The 15,692-nt window shown below is 67.6% G+C and carries 18 protein-coding genes and 1 pseudogene; 10 read left to right on the top strand and 9 right to left on the bottom strand.

Translation table 11 applies throughout. The features are described from left to right. Positions 1-242 precede the first annotated feature (242 nt). The 4 genes from ACTWO6_RS25345 to ACTWO6_RS25330 all read right to left on the bottom strand — a co-directional run bounded on the left by ACTWO6_RS25345 (position 243) and on the right by ACTWO6_RS25330 (position 4,975). Positions 243-1,616, bottom strand: coding sequence for a hypothetical protein (locus ACTWO6_RS25345; RefSeq protein ID WP_446216281.1), 1,374 nt, complete (start codon positions 1,614-1,616; stop codon positions 243-245). Positions 1,617-2,115: 499 nt separating this feature from the next. Continuing rightward, on the bottom strand, positions 2,116-3,258 hold the full coding sequence (locus ACTWO6_RS25340; RefSeq protein ID WP_446216280.1) for a site-specific integrase: 1,143 nt from the start codon (positions 3,256-3,258) through the stop codon (positions 2,116-2,118). After that, a complete protein-coding gene (locus ACTWO6_RS25335) occupies positions 3,258-3,452 on the bottom strand; it encodes a helix-turn-helix domain-containing protein (protein WP_446216279.1) in 195 nt (64 codons plus the stop codon). The genes ACTWO6_RS25340 and ACTWO6_RS25335 overlap by 1 nt, the downstream gene beginning before the upstream one ends. 32 nt (positions 3,453-3,484) lie before the next feature. After that, positions 3,485-4,975, bottom strand: a complete 1,491-nt coding sequence (locus tag ACTWO6_RS25330) for a replication initiator (RefSeq protein WP_446216278.1) — start codon at positions 4,973-4,975, stop codon at positions 3,485-3,487. Between the two features lie 662 nt (positions 4,976-5,637). Between ACTWO6_RS25330 and ACTWO6_RS25325 the strand changes: the two genes are divergently transcribed. Genes ACTWO6_RS25325 through ACTWO6_RS25315 form a run of 3 tightly spaced genes read left to right on the top strand, consistent with a single transcriptional unit; the run spans position 5,638 to position 7,470 of the window. Beyond that, positions 5,638-6,246 carry a TetR/AcrR family transcriptional regulator gene (locus tag ACTWO6_RS25325; protein ID WP_446216277.1) on the top strand — a complete coding sequence of 203 codons (609 nt, stop codon included), beginning with the start codon at positions 5,638-5,640 and terminating at the stop codon, positions 6,244-6,246. Further along, a complete protein-coding gene (locus ACTWO6_RS25320; RefSeq protein WP_446216276.1) occupies positions 6,188-6,952 on the top strand; it encodes a maleylpyruvate isomerase family mycothiol-dependent enzyme in 765 nt (254 codons plus the stop codon). The genes ACTWO6_RS25325 and ACTWO6_RS25320 overlap by 59 nt, the downstream gene beginning before the upstream one ends. Before the next feature lie 47 nt (positions 6,953-6,999). After that, on the top strand, positions 7,000-7,470 hold the full coding sequence (locus ACTWO6_RS25315) for a hypothetical protein (RefSeq protein ID WP_446216275.1): 471 nt from the start codon (positions 7,000-7,002) through the stop codon (positions 7,468-7,470). A gap of 90 nt (positions 7,471-7,560) precedes the next feature. Here ACTWO6_RS25315 and ACTWO6_RS25310 read toward each other — a convergent pair whose 3' ends face one another. Then, entirely contained in the window at positions 7,561-8,061 is a 501-nt protein-coding gene (locus ACTWO6_RS25310) for a barstar family protein (RefSeq protein WP_446216274.1), read from the bottom strand. 145 nt (positions 8,062-8,206) lie between these two features. Between ACTWO6_RS25310 and ACTWO6_RS25305 the strand changes: the two genes are divergently transcribed. The 6 genes from ACTWO6_RS25305 (at position 8,207) to ACTWO6_RS25280 (ending at position 11,325) form a co-directional block, all read left to right on the top strand. Further along, positions 8,207-8,761, top strand: a complete 555-nt coding sequence (locus tag ACTWO6_RS25305; RefSeq protein ID WP_446216273.1) for a hypothetical protein — start codon at positions 8,207-8,209, stop codon at positions 8,759-8,761. An 88-nt stretch (positions 8,762-8,849) separates the two neighbouring features. Further along, complete coding sequence (locus ACTWO6_RS25300; protein WP_446216272.1) at positions 8,850-8,978, top strand: hypothetical protein; 129 nt, start codon at positions 8,850-8,852, stop codon at positions 8,976-8,978. Further along, the gene (locus ACTWO6_RS25295) at positions 8,975-9,502 is read left to right on the top strand and encodes a hypothetical protein (protein ID WP_446216271.1); all 528 of its coding nucleotides are present in this window, start codon (positions 8,975-8,977) and stop codon (positions 9,500-9,502) included. Before ACTWO6_RS25300 ends, ACTWO6_RS25295 begins: the two co-directional genes overlap by 4 nt. 161 nt (positions 9,503-9,663) lie before the next feature. Further along, complete coding sequence (locus ACTWO6_RS25290; RefSeq protein WP_446220758.1) at positions 9,664-10,218, top strand: DUF3592 domain-containing protein; 555 nt, start codon at positions 9,664-9,666, stop codon at positions 10,216-10,218. A gap of 139 nt (positions 10,219-10,357) precedes the next feature. Then, positions 10,358-10,714 (top strand): HEAT repeat domain-containing protein, encoded by a 357-nt coding sequence (locus ACTWO6_RS25285; protein WP_446216270.1) that lies wholly within the window; start codon positions 10,358-10,360, stop codon positions 10,712-10,714. 161 nt (positions 10,715-10,875) lie between these two features. Further along, entirely contained in the window at positions 10,876-11,325 is a 450-nt protein-coding gene (locus ACTWO6_RS25280; RefSeq protein WP_446216269.1) for a barstar family protein, read from the top strand. A gap of 133 nt (positions 11,326-11,458) precedes the next feature. On the opposite strand, the gene ACTWO6_RS25275 is transcribed toward ACTWO6_RS25280, so the two are convergent. Both ACTWO6_RS25275 and ACTWO6_RS25270 read right to left on the bottom strand, forming a co-directional pair. Then, a complete protein-coding gene (locus ACTWO6_RS25275) occupies positions 11,459-12,121 on the bottom strand; it encodes a tetratricopeptide repeat protein (RefSeq protein ID WP_446216268.1) in 663 nt (220 codons plus the stop codon). 457 nt (positions 12,122-12,578) lie between these two features. Beyond that, positions 12,579-12,979: pseudogene (locus ACTWO6_RS25270) on the bottom strand (IS701 family transposase); the annotation flags it as partial. Positions 12,980-13,137: 158 nt separating this feature from the next. On the opposite strand from ACTWO6_RS25270, the gene ACTWO6_RS25265 reads away from it, so the two are divergent. Beyond that, on the top strand, positions 13,138-13,590 hold the full coding sequence (locus tag ACTWO6_RS25265; RefSeq protein ID WP_446216267.1) for a GNAT family N-acetyltransferase: 453 nt from the start codon (positions 13,138-13,140) through the stop codon (positions 13,588-13,590). Positions 13,591-13,784: 194 nt separating this feature from the next. Here the strand turns inward: ACTWO6_RS25265 and ACTWO6_RS25260 are convergent, their stop codons facing one another. Both ACTWO6_RS25260 and ACTWO6_RS25255 read right to left on the bottom strand, forming a co-directional pair. Next, positions 13,785-14,585 (bottom strand): alpha/beta hydrolase, encoded by an 801-nt coding sequence (locus ACTWO6_RS25260; protein ID WP_446220757.1) that lies wholly within the window; start codon positions 14,583-14,585, stop codon positions 13,785-13,787. Positions 14,586-14,885: 300 nt separating this feature from the next. Continuing rightward, complete coding sequence (locus ACTWO6_RS25255; RefSeq protein ID WP_446216266.1) at positions 14,886-15,692, bottom strand: hypothetical protein; 807 nt, start codon at positions 15,690-15,692, stop codon at positions 14,886-14,888.

The following is a 15,692-nucleotide window of genomic DNA, read 5'->3' as shown; positions in this document are numbered from 1 at the left end:
CAAGGAAGCATCGAACGTGCCGCCTGCGGGCGACACGTCACGACAGCAGGCGGGGTGGTGGCCGAGCTGAGAGGCACGGGATGACAACCGATGGCAGCAGACGATGCGCCGTACCGGCGTTCGGGACGAAAGGGCCAACCTCCGCGGACGAAAGGGCCAACCTCCACCAGCGAGGCGGCCGGCGGAGCTCGACATCAATTTGAGCATCGAGATGAGGGAAAGCTACCGGAGTTCGTGAACCATCATCTCGAGCAAACAGGCCCATGATCGCCCTCGGCTTGTTTAGGAAGGTTGTTCACCGCCCAGGGAACTGCTGTGGCATCGCTGGACCAGCCCGCTGGGGGAACGACTTTGACGTATGAGCCTTGGTATCCGATCGAGTGCAGGATGAGCAGGGTCAGATAGTGGCGGGAAAGTAGCCAAACATCGTGGACGAGACCGTCGTGGCGGTAAATCTGGTCGGTCGGTGACTTTGGGTGGATGAGGCGATTACGTACGCGGGTAACGGCGGTGGGTCCGTCCAGACGTTCGGTGGAGGCGAACCCAGCGAGGGCCGGCAGCGCGGCGGCGTCGATGTCGGTCGGGATGTGGGCTCCGTTAAGCAACCGGCGCAGCTTGTCCTCGGCGGGCTCCTTCTTGTACGCCGTGGGCGTCATCTTGCCGTCTAGGACCAGGGCTTGCCAGGCCAGATTCTCCAGTGCTGGGAACGCTGCCATGATCCGCTGCTCCACAAAGCCGGACTCTACCGCCTGGACCGCGAGCTGCATTTGAAACCGGGTGATGCCGGGCCTACTGTCGTCATTGAAGGCGGTGACGGTGCGGGTCACCAGCTCTGTCAGGTCATCGGGCCGCCCGGCATACAGCCAGGCGGAGCCAATACGTTGCGCGGGGTCGCAGATCGGGGAGGTCCATGCCTCCCACACGATCCGGCCGCGCGAGTCGTAGCCCACGGGCAGCAGCGGCGCAACCCAGCGGCCGAACGCGAACGACAGGCCGACACGAAGGCTCTCGAGCAGGTGCCGCACGGCGGGCACATCAAAGCTGCTGCCATCGCTACGCCGGATGTCCATCACATGCGTCAGCACATGGACGTGTTGTAGGTGCGCATCCTTGAGGGCGTCACGGTGGTCGGGTCGTCCATCGAGCGTCAACACCCAGCCATCTACCTGGGCCTGCCAGCGTCCGGCCCACCACTGCCTGCGGCCCGACCCGGCGGCGAACAGCACGATCGGCCCGAGGATGTTAGGCAAGTTCATCCAGTGAACGAGGACCCGCCGAAGATCCACACTTGGTTCGGCGAACTCGGCATGGTTAATCCAACCCTCGTTGATGCTTCGCTGATGCGCGTCCACCGTCCACTGCCGACCCCGCCGGTGCAGTCGCAGCCGCACTGCCCCCAAGTCGCCGAGCTGATCGCCCTCGTCGGGCTCGACATGCCAACGAAGGCCCGGGCGTGAGCCGAGCGACAACTCCACCCGGCCCGATCGTGCAGCCGTTCCCACCACACCAAGCGGACCGCTGTGAAGGACGATCGAGGCTCCGGGTTCGCTGAAGCCATACACAGGCGTCAGCGGCTCCGCGTTTCGGTCTTCGTCGACCCGGCCCGCCAAGCTCACTGTGGTTCTCCCTCGATCGCGCCGATGAGCCGCCCGACGGCAGCCCGATAGAATAAGCCCTCGCGCTCGGGCGCATCCAGCGGATTCCGTCGGGGGCCGCCGGCTCAGAGGTTCAAGCACAGCTCGCCTTCGCGGCTCGGTGGTGTCTGCGACCGACACCCATGGCTACATCAACCGGGATGGTTGAGGACGGCTCTCCCGTATGTAGTCCGGACGCAACGCGGATGGGTGACCCGCGGCGACCGCTGCGGTGGATGGCGGGTGTAGCAGCGCCTGTAGCAACAGTGACGGACGACGGCGTACCGGCGCACTCTTCTAGAGGCCCTCGACGGAGATGGGCCGGCCGAACGTGGCCGCCGTCGGCAGGCTGCCCAGAACTTACAAGCGAGGGGTCGCAGGTTCGAAACCTGCCGCGCCCACCAGTACATGACCAGGGAAAACTCGCCCCACACCAGCTGGTCTGTCCGTCGGCGGCGGTGTCTGACATCCATTTCTGACATCAGCCGTCCGAGCCAAAGGCCTCGCCCAGCTTTCGCAGGGCCTCCGTCTGCTCGGTCAGTCCGGTATGCGCGTAGATCATCATGGTCACATCGACGTGGGAATGACCCGCGATGGCCTGCGCGATGTGCGGCGGGGTGCCCAAGCTCAACAGGAGCGTCAGACAGGTGTGCCGGAGATCGTGAAAGCGGATCTCTGGGAGCCCGGCTCGGCTCCGGATGCTGTAGAAGTGCCGGGTCAGGTTGCGAGGCTCAATCGGCGTGCCAAGCGAGGTCGAGAAAACCAGGCTGTTCTCCGCCCATGAAGAGCCAGCTGCGAGACGTTCCTTGGCTTGCCTTTCCCGTTGCTGCCGAAGCGCCGCCACGACCGGCAGAGGTAGCGGGAGGGTACGCCGGGACCGCCGGGTCTTTGGCGCCTGCACTCGCAGCTCACCGCTTGCCCGCACAAGGTTCTGCCTGACAGTCAGGGTCGCGGCGTCCAAATCAACGTCCGACCAGCGGAGGCCGAGCAGTTCGCCGCGGCGGAGGCCCAGGATGAGCGCCAGGACGTACAGCGAGTGCCAGCGTGTGGGCTTCACAGTCTCGAGCAGTCGTTGTGCTTGGGCGATCGTTAGGCCCTTGCCGACCTCGTAGTCGGGAGTCTCGACTTGGACCAGCTTGGCCACGTTGCGGGCGACCAACTCCTCCCGGACGGCGTTCTGGAGCGCGTTGCGCAGTACCGCGTGGATGTACTGGACCATCCGCACCGATAGCCCCGCCTGCCGCTTCGCCGTGAGGAGTTGCCGAACGTCCTGCGGTGTGAGCTTGGCAAGGTGCTTTCTGCCGAGAGCAGGCACCAGGTGGACCCGGATGACGATCTCGTAGCCGGCGACGGTTGTGGCGCGGAGCCGGCGGCCGGCTACATCGGTCAGCCAGTAGCGCAAGTACCTCTCCAGCGTCCAGGCCTTGACTTCCAATGGAACGCCCTGGGCGGTCTTGGACTTCATCTCGACGAGCTTTGAGTGGCATTCGTCCCAGGTCCGGCCGTAGACGAAGCGGCGGTGCCGGTTGCCGTCCGGATCGAGCACGTAGTAGGCGGCGTGGAAACGACCGTCACTGCGGCGGACGATGGTTCCCTCTCCGTTGGCGCGGCGGCGAGAAGGCATTAGCTGATCTCCTTCAAGGACGCGAGCAGCGCATCGAGCGCGTCGCGGGGAACCAGCCTGCGGCGGCCGATCTTGACGGATCGCAGCCGGCCGGAACGGATCAGGTCGTACGCGGTGGTTCGGCCGACGTTGAGCAGCCGGGCGGCTTCCTCCACCCGGAGGCAGCGCGGTGGTTCGGTGACGAGTTGAGCCATCCGGTGGTCGTCCTTTCGATCGTGAGCGGTGGTCAAGCGGCAGCCGGCGTGCCGGCCGGGGTTGCGCTGAGTTCGTGGGCGAGTTCTTCGCGGCCGGTGGTTCGTCGTTCGCGGGCGAGGGCGGCGGCGGTGTTGGCGAGGAGGGCGTCGCCGAGGGTGTGCCAGCCGACGCCGGCGAAGGTGAGGGTGCCGACGATGAGGGTGGTGTCGTCGTCGAGGTGGTCGGCCCGGAGGCTGCCGGGGTGCTCGTCGACCTGGTCCTCGTGCCGCCGGAAGGTGACGCGGGAGTCGCGAAGGAGTTGGAAGGTGACGGAGTAGCGGCGGGCTTTGGTGAGGAAGTGGCCGCCGAAGCCGAGCATGTGCGCCCACCGGCGCAGCCTGGCGTACGGGTTGGCCGGAGGTCTGCTGGCGGGTTGGGCGTCAAGGCTGGCTTGACGCGCGGCGATGCAGACGGGGCAGGCGGGGTAGCGGGTGTGAATGCCGCAGTCGGGGCACTCCCAGCGCTGGACGAAGCCGGGCGTGGGCTGGTGGTCCCGGGGCCGCTGGGAGAGCGGGATGGGTGTGCTGGTGGGTCGGCCGAGTTGCCAGCAGGCGTCGATGAGGCGGGCGGTGTGGTCGCCGTCGGGGTCGGCGTAGTCGCCGATCGAATCGGCGTCGAGCCTGACGGAGCGGTGCCCGGTTACCTCGGTGCTCTTGGTGGCGTACTTGGCAAGGTATCCGGCGACCATGCTGTCGGTGACCTCACCGCGACCGTTCAGGGAAATGGGGCGGATGTCGACCTGCTCGCCCCAGGCGATCGGCCAGCCCTCAGGCCGGTCGGGGTGGGCCGGGGTGGTGAAGGCGACCTGCGCGACGGCGGCCCGAAGGGCGTCTTCCAGGTCGGCCACAGAGAAGCCGGCCGGCGGCGGGACGACGGTGGTCGGGTCGGTCGGGTCGACGCCGTCGAGGCGCACCAGGGCGTGAAAGTGGACCGCTCCCCGGGCTTGGAACTCCGCCGCCTTGCCGTGCGACAGCCGGACCGGCGCAACCTTCCGGATGTTGCCCATGGCGGTGACGATCTCAACGCGGGAGATGCCGCGGCGGCGGGCGAGTTTGGCGAGGTGCCGTTCCGCGGCTTGCTTGGTGCGGTGCCACAGCTCACCGGAGAACAGGTTCCAGACGACCTGGTAGTCGTGGTCGTAGCAGTCCAAGCAGAGCGGCTGACCGAGGACCTGGTCGCCGGGCTCGTGGCGGGCCCAGCAGACGGACGGCCGTCTGTGCGGACACAGGCCGACGCTGGGATCGTCGGCGCGGCGGGCGTGGCACGGGTCCGGTCGGCAGTCGCAGCGCTTCCGGTTGGCGCAGGTGTGCTTGCGGACGACCCGGACGTGAACCGGCCCGAAGGACGGTGCGGTAAACGTCGGGAACACCGCCGGGTGCCGAGACACCGACTCAGGGACGCCCTTGCCGCCGACCAGACCGGCGCGCAGCAGCTGGTAGGCGTCGCGGTGCAGGAGGTCTTCGTACCGTCCGTAGGAGTCCACGTGACCGCCGGTGAGGAAGTAACCCGGCTACAGGTGGGGCGCCGCATCCATCACGTCAAGGCCGTGCGACGGTGTGGTGGTATCAATCGGCGTTTCACCCAGCCGAGAGCCGCCGCCGATCATGTTCCGAATCAGCACGTCACATACGACACTGGTTCCACACGTGAACTCCGGCCAAGGACGACACTCGGCTGGCAAACGATCATGAATCCGGCAGCGCGGCGGTCGGCATAGCGGTCGGGCGGCGCTCCCGGTGAGCCCGACCTGGATTCCCGCGGCATAGCCGTCCTTCTGCATGCGGGCTCGCGGATGGATCTGATCCACGGGTGACGCCCGCTCATCGACAGTCTCGACCGGCGGCCCACCGGCGTTGAGTCACGTTGCGTAACGCGCGGCTCGCGGCAGATCCGGACGTCTGATCTTGCTTGGCTCCCTGCGGGATTCGCTGCAATCGCCCTGTTCCCGGGAGTTGGGCATGACGTGGTCGGCGGCGCACCCCTGCCCGAGTTGGTCTGCTCGGCGTACCGAACCTGCAGGCGACGCACCATGCCTTGCGGCCGTCGGCTATAGGTCGTAGCTTTAGCTACATGTTAGTTGGAGGTCGCCGCGAGCTTCGGCGCAACCAGACGTACGACGAGATCCTGGCGATCGCCGTCGACGTCATGGCCGAGGTGGGCGTGGCCGGCCTGTCGCTGTCCGAAGTGGCCCGACGGCTGGGCATCCGGCCGCCATCGCTGTACAAGTACTTTCCGTCCCGGCTGGCATTGTTCGACCGCCTGTTTCAGCTGGGGCATCAGCAGCATCTCAACGAGTTCCGCGCCGCCGCCGGCCAGGCCGAGCCGGGACTGCCGGCTCTGATCAGCGCCCTCCAAGCTGGCGGGCGCTGGGCGATGGCCAACCAGCCGCTGGCCCAGCTGCTCTTCTGGCGCCCGGTGCCCAGGTTCGAGCCCTCGGCCGAGGCGTTCGCGCCGAGCGTTGCGATGGTCGAGGACATACGTCGCATGCTCGGCACTGCGGTGGAGCGCGGACAGGTCGGGCCGGGCGCGGCCAGCGACGAGGGCGTCGCCGTGCTGTCGGTGCTCTTCACCGGGATGCTGTCGCAGCAGCTGGCCAACGCTCCGCAGGAGCCCTTCGAGGAGGGGCGCTTCACCCGCCTCGGACCGCAGATCTTCGCCATGTTCCGGGACCGCTACCCGCCGACGGAGGAACCCCATGGAGACAGTCGCGCGCATCCCGGCCCTCGGCCGGCGTCGCGCCGCCGAGGTCGCTGACGCCGAACTCGCCGCGTTGCAGAAGGTGCTGTCCGCGCTGGACGGACCGGACTGGGACCGGCCGACCGGCAGCGCAGGCTGGTCGGTGCGAGACGTCGTCGCCCACATCGCCGGGCAGTACGAGGAACTGGCCCGGCTGGGCACGTTCCTGCGCCGGCTGCGGGCTGCCAAGCGGCGCTACCCGGACCGTATCGCCCTGGACGGACACAACCAGGTCCAGATCGACGAGCTGGCCGGCCGATCACCGGCGGAGTTGACGGCACACCTCGCTCGGTTCGGACCGAAAGGGCTGGCCGCGACCCGGCGCATTCCGGGGTTCGTGCGGCGGCTGCCCAGCACGATGTTCTTTCCGGAGCCACCGCTGCCCGACCGGCGGATGAGCTACCTCTTCGACGTGCTGACCCCGCGCGACACCTGGATGCACCGCCTCGAGCTGGTCCGAGCCACCGGCCAGGAGTGGCACCCGCACCCGCACGACGCCGACATCGTGGCACAGGTGGTGCGTGACCTCGACCGGCATTGGCGGGGCCACCCGTTCGAGCTGACGCTGACCGGTCCCGCCGGAGGTACCTGGACGGTCGGCACCGGAACCGCGGCCGACCGGACGACCGCGGACGCGGTCGCCGCCATGCTCCACCTATCCGGTCGTGGCGGCCTCGACCTGCCGGCAGGCAGCCCACTGGCTGACGCCCGAGTGGTGTTCTAGCCGGTCATCTCGCCGATCTTGGTCGGCAGGGCGTCCTGGCAGTGTAGGTGATCTCGAGCGGCCAGCTGCAGGGGCCGATCTCGGCCCGGCGCTCGGGCAGCGACTACGAGATCGGCGGAGCGGCGGGCGCCTGGAACCACTCGTGGCTGCACATCGACGGCAGCGGGGCCGAGGGCGATCCGTGCACCGATCTGCGGCAGGAGTTCCAAGCGGCAGGCCTGCGCGTGTTCCTCGCCAACGACGACCTGCGTGTCCGCTGCCGCATCATCTCGCTGCTGAACCTTCGCGTGGACGAGAACGCTCCGCAGCTACGCCCGCTGGTCACCGAGGCGATCCGCATCGCCTACGCGCATCCCGACGACACCATCGTCAGCAGCAATTCGCAGAGGCCCTTAACCGTGTCGAGCCGCTCGCTCATCGGCACGTCCGGACGGCAACCGGGCCAGCTCGGCGTGACGCTGCGTAGCGCGCGGATCGCGGCAAATGAGTACGCGTGGGGCCCCGGAGAGCCGGAGTGAGGCCGCCAGTTGCGCTTTCTTCAGGCCTGACGCCGCATCCGATAATGCCGATGAGCGGATGGCAGGCGGCGGTCGCGAGTATCGGGGATTTCACCGCATGTTACGGACTGCGCGGGCGATCTCCTGCCGCAACAGCGCCGCCTCCTCGTCGCGGTCGCACAGCAGCAGCACCTTGAACGGGACGCCCTTGCCGTCCGGCTGGCCGAGCGGGTTCGCCCAGTGGTGAACGGCTCGAGACAGGATCCGGAACAGCGTGTGCTGATCCTCGGCGCTGCTCGACAGCAACCGGGGCGCGTTCTCGACAACGATCAGATATCCGTCCGCGGGCAACCAGTTCAGATCACGGAGACAGTCGGACAACGCGTCCCAGTTCCAGCCGAAGTAGCCGGGAAAGAGCAGCGCGTCGGAGAACTCGTAGAAGGCGTGGCCCGCATCCGTCATCCTCGTTCCGTCAAGCCGGGCAACGACGAACCTGCCCGTTGCCGGTAGCACCGCCGCCAGCTCGACCAGGGCACTGCGCGAGCAGACCGCGAGCTGATCGTCACGCAGTACCTCAGGCACCCACCATTTCGTGCCGCCGCTATTGACCACCGCCAGCTCCTCATCTCCAAAGATCGGCGTCGGCGCAGCCTAACGAGCGAGCGGTTCGATCCGCCGTCCTCACCCTCCTAGCCCGTGATCCGGATGCGACCGCCCGACCCAAGATGGATGGCCGAGGACTCGTACTCTCATGACCATGAAGACGCGCAGGCCGCTGCTGGTGGCTGTACTCGGCGCGTCTGCTGCGATGCTGCTGGCGGTCGTCGGGTGCGTCGCGGCCGGATTCCTGCTCGTCGGTGACGATCCGGGGGAGACGCACACCTGCCAGGAGTCCATGCATGCCGCAGAGGCAAAGGTCCGCACCGACCGTTGGGACCCTCCGAAGGACTTGCCGGGCCTCGGCGATTACCCAGAAATCCACTGGCAGCTGCGCGCCTCGGGCAACCCGTGTTCCAGACTGCCCGGTCCCACGGACTGGGCATACCAGGGCGTGGTCAAGCTGCGCCCGGAGGACGCGCAGTGGTTGGCGAAGTGGTACGAATTCGTACCGTACGAATCTGTCAATCTGGATGAACTTCCCCACGGCAGCAGCCCCGAAGACGTGTGGCCGGCCCTGGCGCCGTTCCTGCCGCCCGGGTCGCGGTGGCTGCACAGCAGGTCGTACAACGAAACAGATCCGTCGACACGGTGGCGGGTCGCGTTCCTCGACGTCGAGCATCAGACACTCGTCTTCATGCTCAACGACCACTAGGGCCGCCGCCATGCCCTACTGGCCGATCGCGTGCCTCCTCTGGTGGTTGATGTACCCGAGGGCTGGATTGCTTCCCCTTGACGAACGCATGACGATGGCCGCCCAGGACCGGTGGCGGGCGGTCAACGCACGCCACCTCGTCGCCCTGGTCCGCGCTGCAGCCACGGTCGTCAGCGGTCACCTCGTCGAGCGCTCCGTCGAGCAGGTCGCAGCATGACCGCGGGCGGCAGCCGACCGCAGTGGCCCACCGACAAGCTGACCGCGCTGCGCCTCGGGCGACGCTTGGTGACCGAGGTAACCGCCTCCGGACCAGGCCGACGAGCGTTCGTCGAGATCCGACCTATCGCGACCGCCGCCGACTCCGACGCGCGACGGCAGGGCTGGACCCGATCCGACCGTGATCGCACCTTCAGGCTGGAGCACTGGGACTACGACGCCGACCAGATCGCCGGCTTCGACTACGACATCGGTGCGATCCTCGTGGCAGCAAAGACCATCATCGGCGAGGCTCAGCTCGTCGTTCGACGCCACCCCTACGTCGTCGATCTGAAGCTGGAGTACCCGTCCCGGGAGCCGGAACTGGCCGACAAGATCTTCACTGCTCTCGTCGCCGACGGCTACCAGGCGATCGTGCTCGAAGACGGCGGGCCGATCCGCTCCTCGCATTACCGCGAGGATGGTGGCGACGCCGGGGCCGATACAGGCGGTGGTCAGGGCGGGTCTCCGGACCGCCGGAGCTGAGGTCCGACGCCGCTCATCTCGTGCATCAAGTCCCGGCCCACAGTTGGCACTTGCCGTCCCACCTCCCGGTTGACGCTATGCCCGACCTGGTGTGAAGTGACCGGGTGACGCATGCAGCTTGGCCCGGGGTTGCGTCTTCGCCGCATGATGATCGCGTGATCATGCTGCGACGCTCGTCGGTCTGGGTGACCCTCGGCTGCGTGTTGCTGGTGATGGCCGGCGGCGCGCTGCTGTGGCTGCCGTTCCATACCCAGTACGCGCTCGACGACTGGAAGACCGAGCTGCGAGCCACCGGTGTACCGGCGCGAGCGGTTGTCGACGACCAGGTGACGAAGTCCGGCGGCAACCGGACAAGCCCGTCGACCACCATGTATTTTCGGTACGAGCTGGCGGGCCGGATGTACGAGCAGGAGGTCGGCTGCGTCGAGGTGTGCCGGTCAATCGGCGATGAGGTGCCGATCTGGGTGAACCCGGCCGATCCGAGCGACTTCGTCACGGACTTCGACCAGCTCAGCGGGCACCGGGGCCGCATCCAGGGAGGGCTGGGTGTCGCCGGGTTCGGGATCCTGGTCGTGGCGGTTCCTCTGATGCTGTCCCGGATCCCGTTCCAGCGCTGGTTTCCTCCGCGTAAGCCGCGGCGCCGGTCCAGTGCGCCGGTCCGGCGAGGTGCCCGGTTCACGATCCGCTCCAAGCACAAGCAGGGCAGCCGAAACTAGGCAGTCCGCCGATGGGCTGTCGGTCTCAGGACCTGCGCGACAGTTCAGTCTCGGAACGGTGACACGTTCGGCTAGACGATCCATCGGTTCTGTTCGGCAGGATCGTCGCTTGTTAGGTGGGGGTGGTTAGCCTTCACGGGTGGGCAGCGGGTTTCGGCAGGCGATGCGGTTGATGCGTCGCTGTGATCCTCAGCTGGCGGAGGACGGCTTCCAGCGGCTGCGCCTGGTCGCCAATCAGCATGTGGCTGAGCTGATCGAGGTGTTCGGCGTTGAACGTGATCACGGCCTGCGTTGCTGGCTGCTGGAGCTCATTGGGGAGGCGCGTTCGGATCGGGCGTTCGAGCTGTTAGCGGCCGAGTTGCGGAGTGACGATGAGTCGCTGCGGGGATGGGCAGTTCGGGGTCTGGAGCTGTTGGACACCGCTGAGGCGCGACGGTTGCTGTGGCGGTGGCGTGAGAACCAGGGTGCCGTGGAGGCTCCGGTCGACGAACCTTGAAGCGGGCGACCGCTTTGGTGCTGGTGCGGGGCACCTCGGTGACGAATTGATCGCCATCGTGGACGCGGAATGTGGTGTCGGCGTCTTCGACGGTGAGGGTAGCTCCGGCGTGGGCGTCGAGCAGCGGCAGCACATTGCGTAGCTGCAAAGGAGCCGAACAGATGTCCCTGCAATCGTTGTTCAAAGATCAGGTGAGGGGTGTGGAACTACTTCCAGGTGTGACGGCCGTGTCGGCCTCGGAGATCGAAGCCGCCACGACGTCCGCCCGCGCGCAGGGCATCCCGGTGTTCTCCCTGTCCACCGGGGCGGGTGGCGGGCGGGACGCCTTCTTCAACGCCGTCCGGGCGACGCTGCCGCTGGACCCGCCCCTGGCCAGCAACTACAGCTGGGACGCGCTGTCGGATTCGTTGTTCGGCGGCCTGGTCATCCTCGGAGTCGACCGGGTCCTGCTGGTGTGGACGGATGCGGCGGAGATGCTGGCCGCAGCTCCCGACGAGGCCGACATCGCGTTCGGCGTGCTTGTGCAGACCGCTGCCGACCTGGCCGAGCCAAAGTACACGCAGGGCCGGCCCGTCTCGGTGACGGTGTTGACCGCCACGGAGTCGCCGTGAGGCGTCTGCTGCAGCCTGTGCGCCTACGAGGCTGGTGAGTCGACGGCGACCTGAACCGCGCCGAGCGCGCTCGCTCGGCGGCAGATGTGCGCGCCCGCGACAGGCTGGCGGAACGTCTGCCGTGGCCGCACGCTCAGATCTGCGTTCTCGCCTGCTCGATGTGCCGCACGATGGCGTGAGCACCATGCGCGCGTGCGATGGCGTGCGCCTCGTCGAGTGTTGCGAACGCGTCCGCGCGGCGGTCCTGGGCGGCGGCGATGTAGGCCAGCCCGATCATGTTGGAGGCCACGCCCGGCAGGGCCCCGACCTCCCGGCGCAGCCGGGACGACTCCTCCAGCCGCTCGCGCGCCTCGTCCAGCCGGCCAGCCGCGTGCGCCGCGATGCCTAAGTGCCGCAGCGCCTCCGACCGGGTCGGCTTGTCGCCGGTCTGCGCCGCCAGTCGGCAGGACCGCTCGAGGTACGGAACCGCGGTCTCGTTGTCACGCCGGATGAACTGGTGGAGGCAACCGATCCAGAACAATGCCTCGGCCTCGCCGCGCGTGTCCCCCAGTGCCCGGTACAACTCGAGCGCGCGCTCAAACAACGGCAGTTCACCGGGATCCTCGGCGGGCAACGAACCGGCGTTGGCGGGCGCGCTCTGAAACCGCGCATGCAGAATCAGCCCACGCGCCAACGCCGCATCGGCCTCGACCGCGTCCAGGCTCTGTTCGGCGTCGACCAGCGCGCTGGTATCGCCGCCGAACACTGCCCGCTCATAGACCTTCCTGGCCCGTTCGATCCGATCGTCGTTGCTCATCGCCGCCCCCGTTGGCATCCCCACTACCTGCTAGATCCGGCAGTCTAGTCGGGGCAAACCTATCCTCATCTGGATCGACTGCGACGGATGCCTCCTCTTCCGGTCCGCCAGGACCTGAAAGGCACCTCGGCACCAAGCCGGTCGAGCTCCACATAGCCGAGCTGTCAGGTCGCCTCCGCAGAAGACATCCGCTTATCGCAAATCCGGTGGCTTCGATCGTAGATCAATGCGCTCCAATCGCGGCAGATCCGGATGTGCGGTGCGGCAGTCGGTCGTCCTTACAGCTCTGGATGCGACGGGAGTCCATGGCCGTCAAGGATGAGGACAGCGGTTCGCAACGGTGCGGCGACGCCGTCCCCCTGATCACGGATGAGCCGCTCAAGCGAGTCTCGGGGTAGAGGCGTCGGATCTCGTTGCTGCTGAGTCGGATGAGCATGTCTGCCTCGGCACCGTGGCCCCCTCTTTCGGCTTCCCGGACGTGGGTGGTAACGAGGAACGCGGCGGCGGCCAGGGCGAGGGTGATGTGGGCATACCAGGCGTCGTAACGGCGGACCTGGTAGTGGTCCAGGCCGACCTCGTTCTTCGCGGTCTGGAACGACTCCTCGATCGCCCACCGGGTACCAGCGACACGGACCAGTTCCCGTAACCGGGTCCCCCGCTTGCCGTAACACCTGTAGTGGGCGATCTCGGTCGGGTCGCTGATCGACCGGCCAGCACCCAGCCCCGCCGGTCGGTGCCGACGTCCCGGCGGATCGGGATGCTGACCCAGTCGTAGCGGCGCGGGCCGTGTGCTCCGTCCTCGCACGACATGCGCACCCACGCCCCCGGCCGCAGCTTCGCGACGAGCTGGTCGACACGGCTGGTGGTGAACAGGCCGGAGGCGACCTCGATCGCGGTGATGTGAAGGGTGGCTTCGTAGCGGTAGGCGAGTTTGTCGTAGCGGGTATCCACGGCGTGGTGGCGTTTTCGGGTCAGCCGGTTGATGCCGCACTCCACGGCCGTGGCAGACTCACCTCGTGAGGATCAGTCAGGCGAATGCGGACGACGTCGCAGACTTGGCCCGGCTGTTGTGGCTAGACACCCCTAATGAGGCGCCAGCACAGCTGTCCGTTGACGCATTCGCACCGGAGCTCGCGCAGTGGTGGGCCGCCCACCAGGACTCGCACCTAGCGTTCGTCGCTCGGCTCGTCCGACCGGAGATCGTCGGCATGGCCTGGGTCGCGCTCGTCCCTCGCGTCCCGAGACCTGGAGCGACAAGTCGGCTATCCGCAGACATCCAGAGCGTCTTTGTCATGCCGAATCAGCGAGGCCAGGGGATCGGCTCGGCGCTCGTGGGCGCTGCTTCGGAGCATGCGACACGCCTCGGGTCCCTTCGCGTGACGGTCCACTCTGGTCGCAAGGCTGTGCCGGTGTACGAACGGCTGGGCTTCGCGTCGTCCCGACAGCTCCTACAGCGACCGCCGGACTAGCGGGTCCGGTCCCGGATTCTGGCCTTGGGTCGCACTGCCCCGCCGACCAAGACTGGGTTGTCGCGCTGGTCGAGTCGGCAGTGCGGACAGCTGCCAAGATCAAGCGAGCGCTCATCGGCATGGTCGCGCGTTCGCGGACGATGGCAGAAGGGTGCGTCGCGCAGGGCGGCAACGAGAGGCGCGTCGGGTGGTTGTTACGGGATGCGGTGCTTGAGCCAGGTCAGCGTGGCGTCGGCGACCTCGCGCCAGCCGCTGTCGATCGGCAGCGTGTGGCCGCGATCTGCGAACTCCTGGTAGTCGGTCTCCGCTGGCGACCCGCGGTAGCGTCTGGCCGTCGCCTTGACGACGGCCGCTGGTGCGCTGTGATCCTTAGCGCCGGCGATCAGCAGCAGGGGTCCCCGAGTCGGATGGTCGGTATTGACCTTGGCGGGCGACCGCCGGGAGATGTTCGCCGAAGCCAGCTCGAACAACGGCCTGCCCGGCGACGGTATGGTCCAGCGCTCGTACAGCTCGTCGGACTCAGCGGCGGAGAGCACGTTGCCGAAGGCGTACCGGAACTGCCGCGAGGCCAGCGAAAGCGCTCGATGGCGGTTGGCCGGGTTACGTAATGCGATCCAGGCCGCCCGCGCTGTCGATGGCGCCAGGCTGACCACGCCCCTGATCGGTGCAGGCTGGATCGCCACTGCCGCAGCGGCGAGGTCCTGACCGAGTAGCCGCTGCACGATCAGGGCTCCCGTCGAGTGGCCGATAAGGATCGGCCTGGTATCGAGGCCGCGGATGAGCTGGACATAGTGCGCGACGATGTCGTCAATACCCGTCCCGGCGACTTGGCCGGGGTGTTCGCGGGCTTCTCCGACCGTGCTCGCCTCACCCGGCCAGGCGGGCGCCACCGGGGCATATCCCGCCGCCCGGAAGAACTCGACCCAGGCCCCCCACGATGTGGCGTGCAGGAACATGCCGTGAACGAACACAACCGGCGCGCCCGCTACGGCCATCACTTACTCACCTTTCTCAGTGGTATCGGCGCCGACCCGAACCGCAGACGCCAGCCGTTAGTTTGGCCCAACCGCGCCTGCGCGTCACACCAGCCCTGCCGTACCTGACGAATCGCCCGACACCCGACCGGACGACACAACCGCATCGACACGTGAGTGCACGGGGGTCGGGTCGATGCCCGTGCCAGATGTCTACGGAGGGTAACGGGACGTCCTGCCTCCCAGCGCACCCGGTCGGCGGCAGATCCGGATGTTCAGTCGCGAGGGCCGCACGGCGCGTACTGCTGTTGGTCCGCGAGATTACGAGGGCAACTCGTACTCCTCCGCGAGCCGCTCGGCGTAGCCACGTACCAGGTCGTCACCGGTGGCGCGTACCCGCCGGACCAGCTCAGCTGCTTCACCGGTTGCACCCCGGTCCAACAGCAGCGCAGCGAGCAGGCATCGGCAACGGTTTTCCAACAGCGCGGCACCTTGACGCAGCACGGCCTCCGCTTCGACCTGTTGATGCGGCAGCAAGAGCGCGCCGAGGTTCGGCAGAGCACCGGTGTCGCCGGCCGCCACCTGGCGACGGCGATGCTCGATCGCCTCACTGAGCTCGCCGGGCTCGCCGTGGTTGTGCAGGAAAGCTGTATACATCGTCAACGCGCTGACGCTGCCGGACTCGATGGCCTTCGCGAACAACATGCGAGCTTCGGCCGTGTCGCCCTGCCGGGCGCGCAGCGCCGCCAAAGACGCCAACGACTGAACGTCACCGGCCGTGATCGCCGCCCGATAGACGGCCTCCATCGCAGCGTGATCCTCCCGGATACCAGGCCAGTTGACCAGCTTCACGACGGCCCGGTGGTCTCCGGCTTCTGCCGCCTTGCGGTACAGGGCCTCCGCCATAGCGTGCTCGCCCTTGGCCGACATCTTCTCCGCGGCTTGGACCAGAGCGGCGATCGCCCGAGTCCGGCTCGCTCTGCGGGACGCCATACGCGCGTACGCTGCGGCAAACGCTTCGGCGTAGGAGGACGGCAAGCGTTCGACGATGGCTGACCATCGCGCCCGTAAACCCATACCGCCGATTCTGGCAACACCGTGCACGTCGCAGTATCCGCGGTTCTGCAT

The organism is Micromonospora sp. IBHARD004, from assembly GCF_052814115.1.
The sequence above is the reverse complement of the archived record's forward strand: the minus strand, read 5'-3'. Positions and strand labels throughout refer to the sequence as shown.

What these genes read in the sequence shown, in the direction of transcription:
- ACTWO6_RS25275 (WP_446216268.1), bottom strand. Translation starts at nt 12,121, where the DNA reads ATGAGCAACGACGATCGGATCGAACGGGCCAGGAAGGTCTATGAGCGG.
- ACTWO6_RS25305 (WP_446216273.1), top strand. Translation starts at nt 8,207, where the DNA reads ATGAAGACGCGCAGGCCGCTGCTGGTGGCTGTACTCGGCGCGTCTGCT.
- ACTWO6_RS25325 (WP_446216277.1), top strand. Translation starts at nt 5,638, where the DNA reads ATGGCCGAGGTGGGCGTGGCCGGCCTGTCGCTGTCCGAAGTGGCCCGA.
- ACTWO6_RS25300 (WP_446216272.1), top strand. Translation starts at nt 8,850, where the DNA reads ATGACGATGGCCGCCCAGGACCGGTGGCGGGCGGTCAACGCACGCCAC.
- ACTWO6_RS25335 (WP_446216279.1), bottom strand. Translation starts at nt 3,452, where the DNA reads ATGGCTCAACTCGTCACCGAACCACCGCGCTGCCTCCGGGTGGAGGAA.
- ACTWO6_RS25260 (WP_446220757.1), bottom strand. Translation starts at nt 14,585, where the DNA reads ATGGCCGTAGCGGGCGCGCCGGTTGTGTTCGTTCACGGCATGTTCCTG.
- ACTWO6_RS25255 (WP_446216266.1), bottom strand. Translation starts at nt 15,692, where the DNA reads ATGCAGAACCGCGGATACTGCGACGTGCACGGTGTTGCCAGAATCGGC.
- ACTWO6_RS25340 (WP_446216280.1), bottom strand. Translation starts at nt 3,258, where the DNA reads ATGCCTTCTCGCCGCCGCGCCAACGGAGAGGGAACCATCGTCCGCCGC.
- ACTWO6_RS25295 (WP_446216271.1), top strand. Translation starts at nt 8,975, where the DNA reads ATGACCGCGGGCGGCAGCCGACCGCAGTGGCCCACCGACAAGCTGACC.
- ACTWO6_RS25320 (WP_446216276.1), top strand. Translation starts at nt 6,188, where the DNA reads ATGGAGACAGTCGCGCGCATCCCGGCCCTCGGCCGGCGTCGCGCCGCC.
- ACTWO6_RS25280 (WP_446216269.1), top strand. Translation starts at nt 10,876, where the DNA reads ATGTCCCTGCAATCGTTGTTCAAAGATCAGGTGAGGGGTGTGGAACTA.
- ACTWO6_RS25290 (WP_446220758.1), top strand. Translation starts at nt 9,664, where the DNA reads ATGCTGCGACGCTCGTCGGTCTGGGTGACCCTCGGCTGCGTGTTGCTG.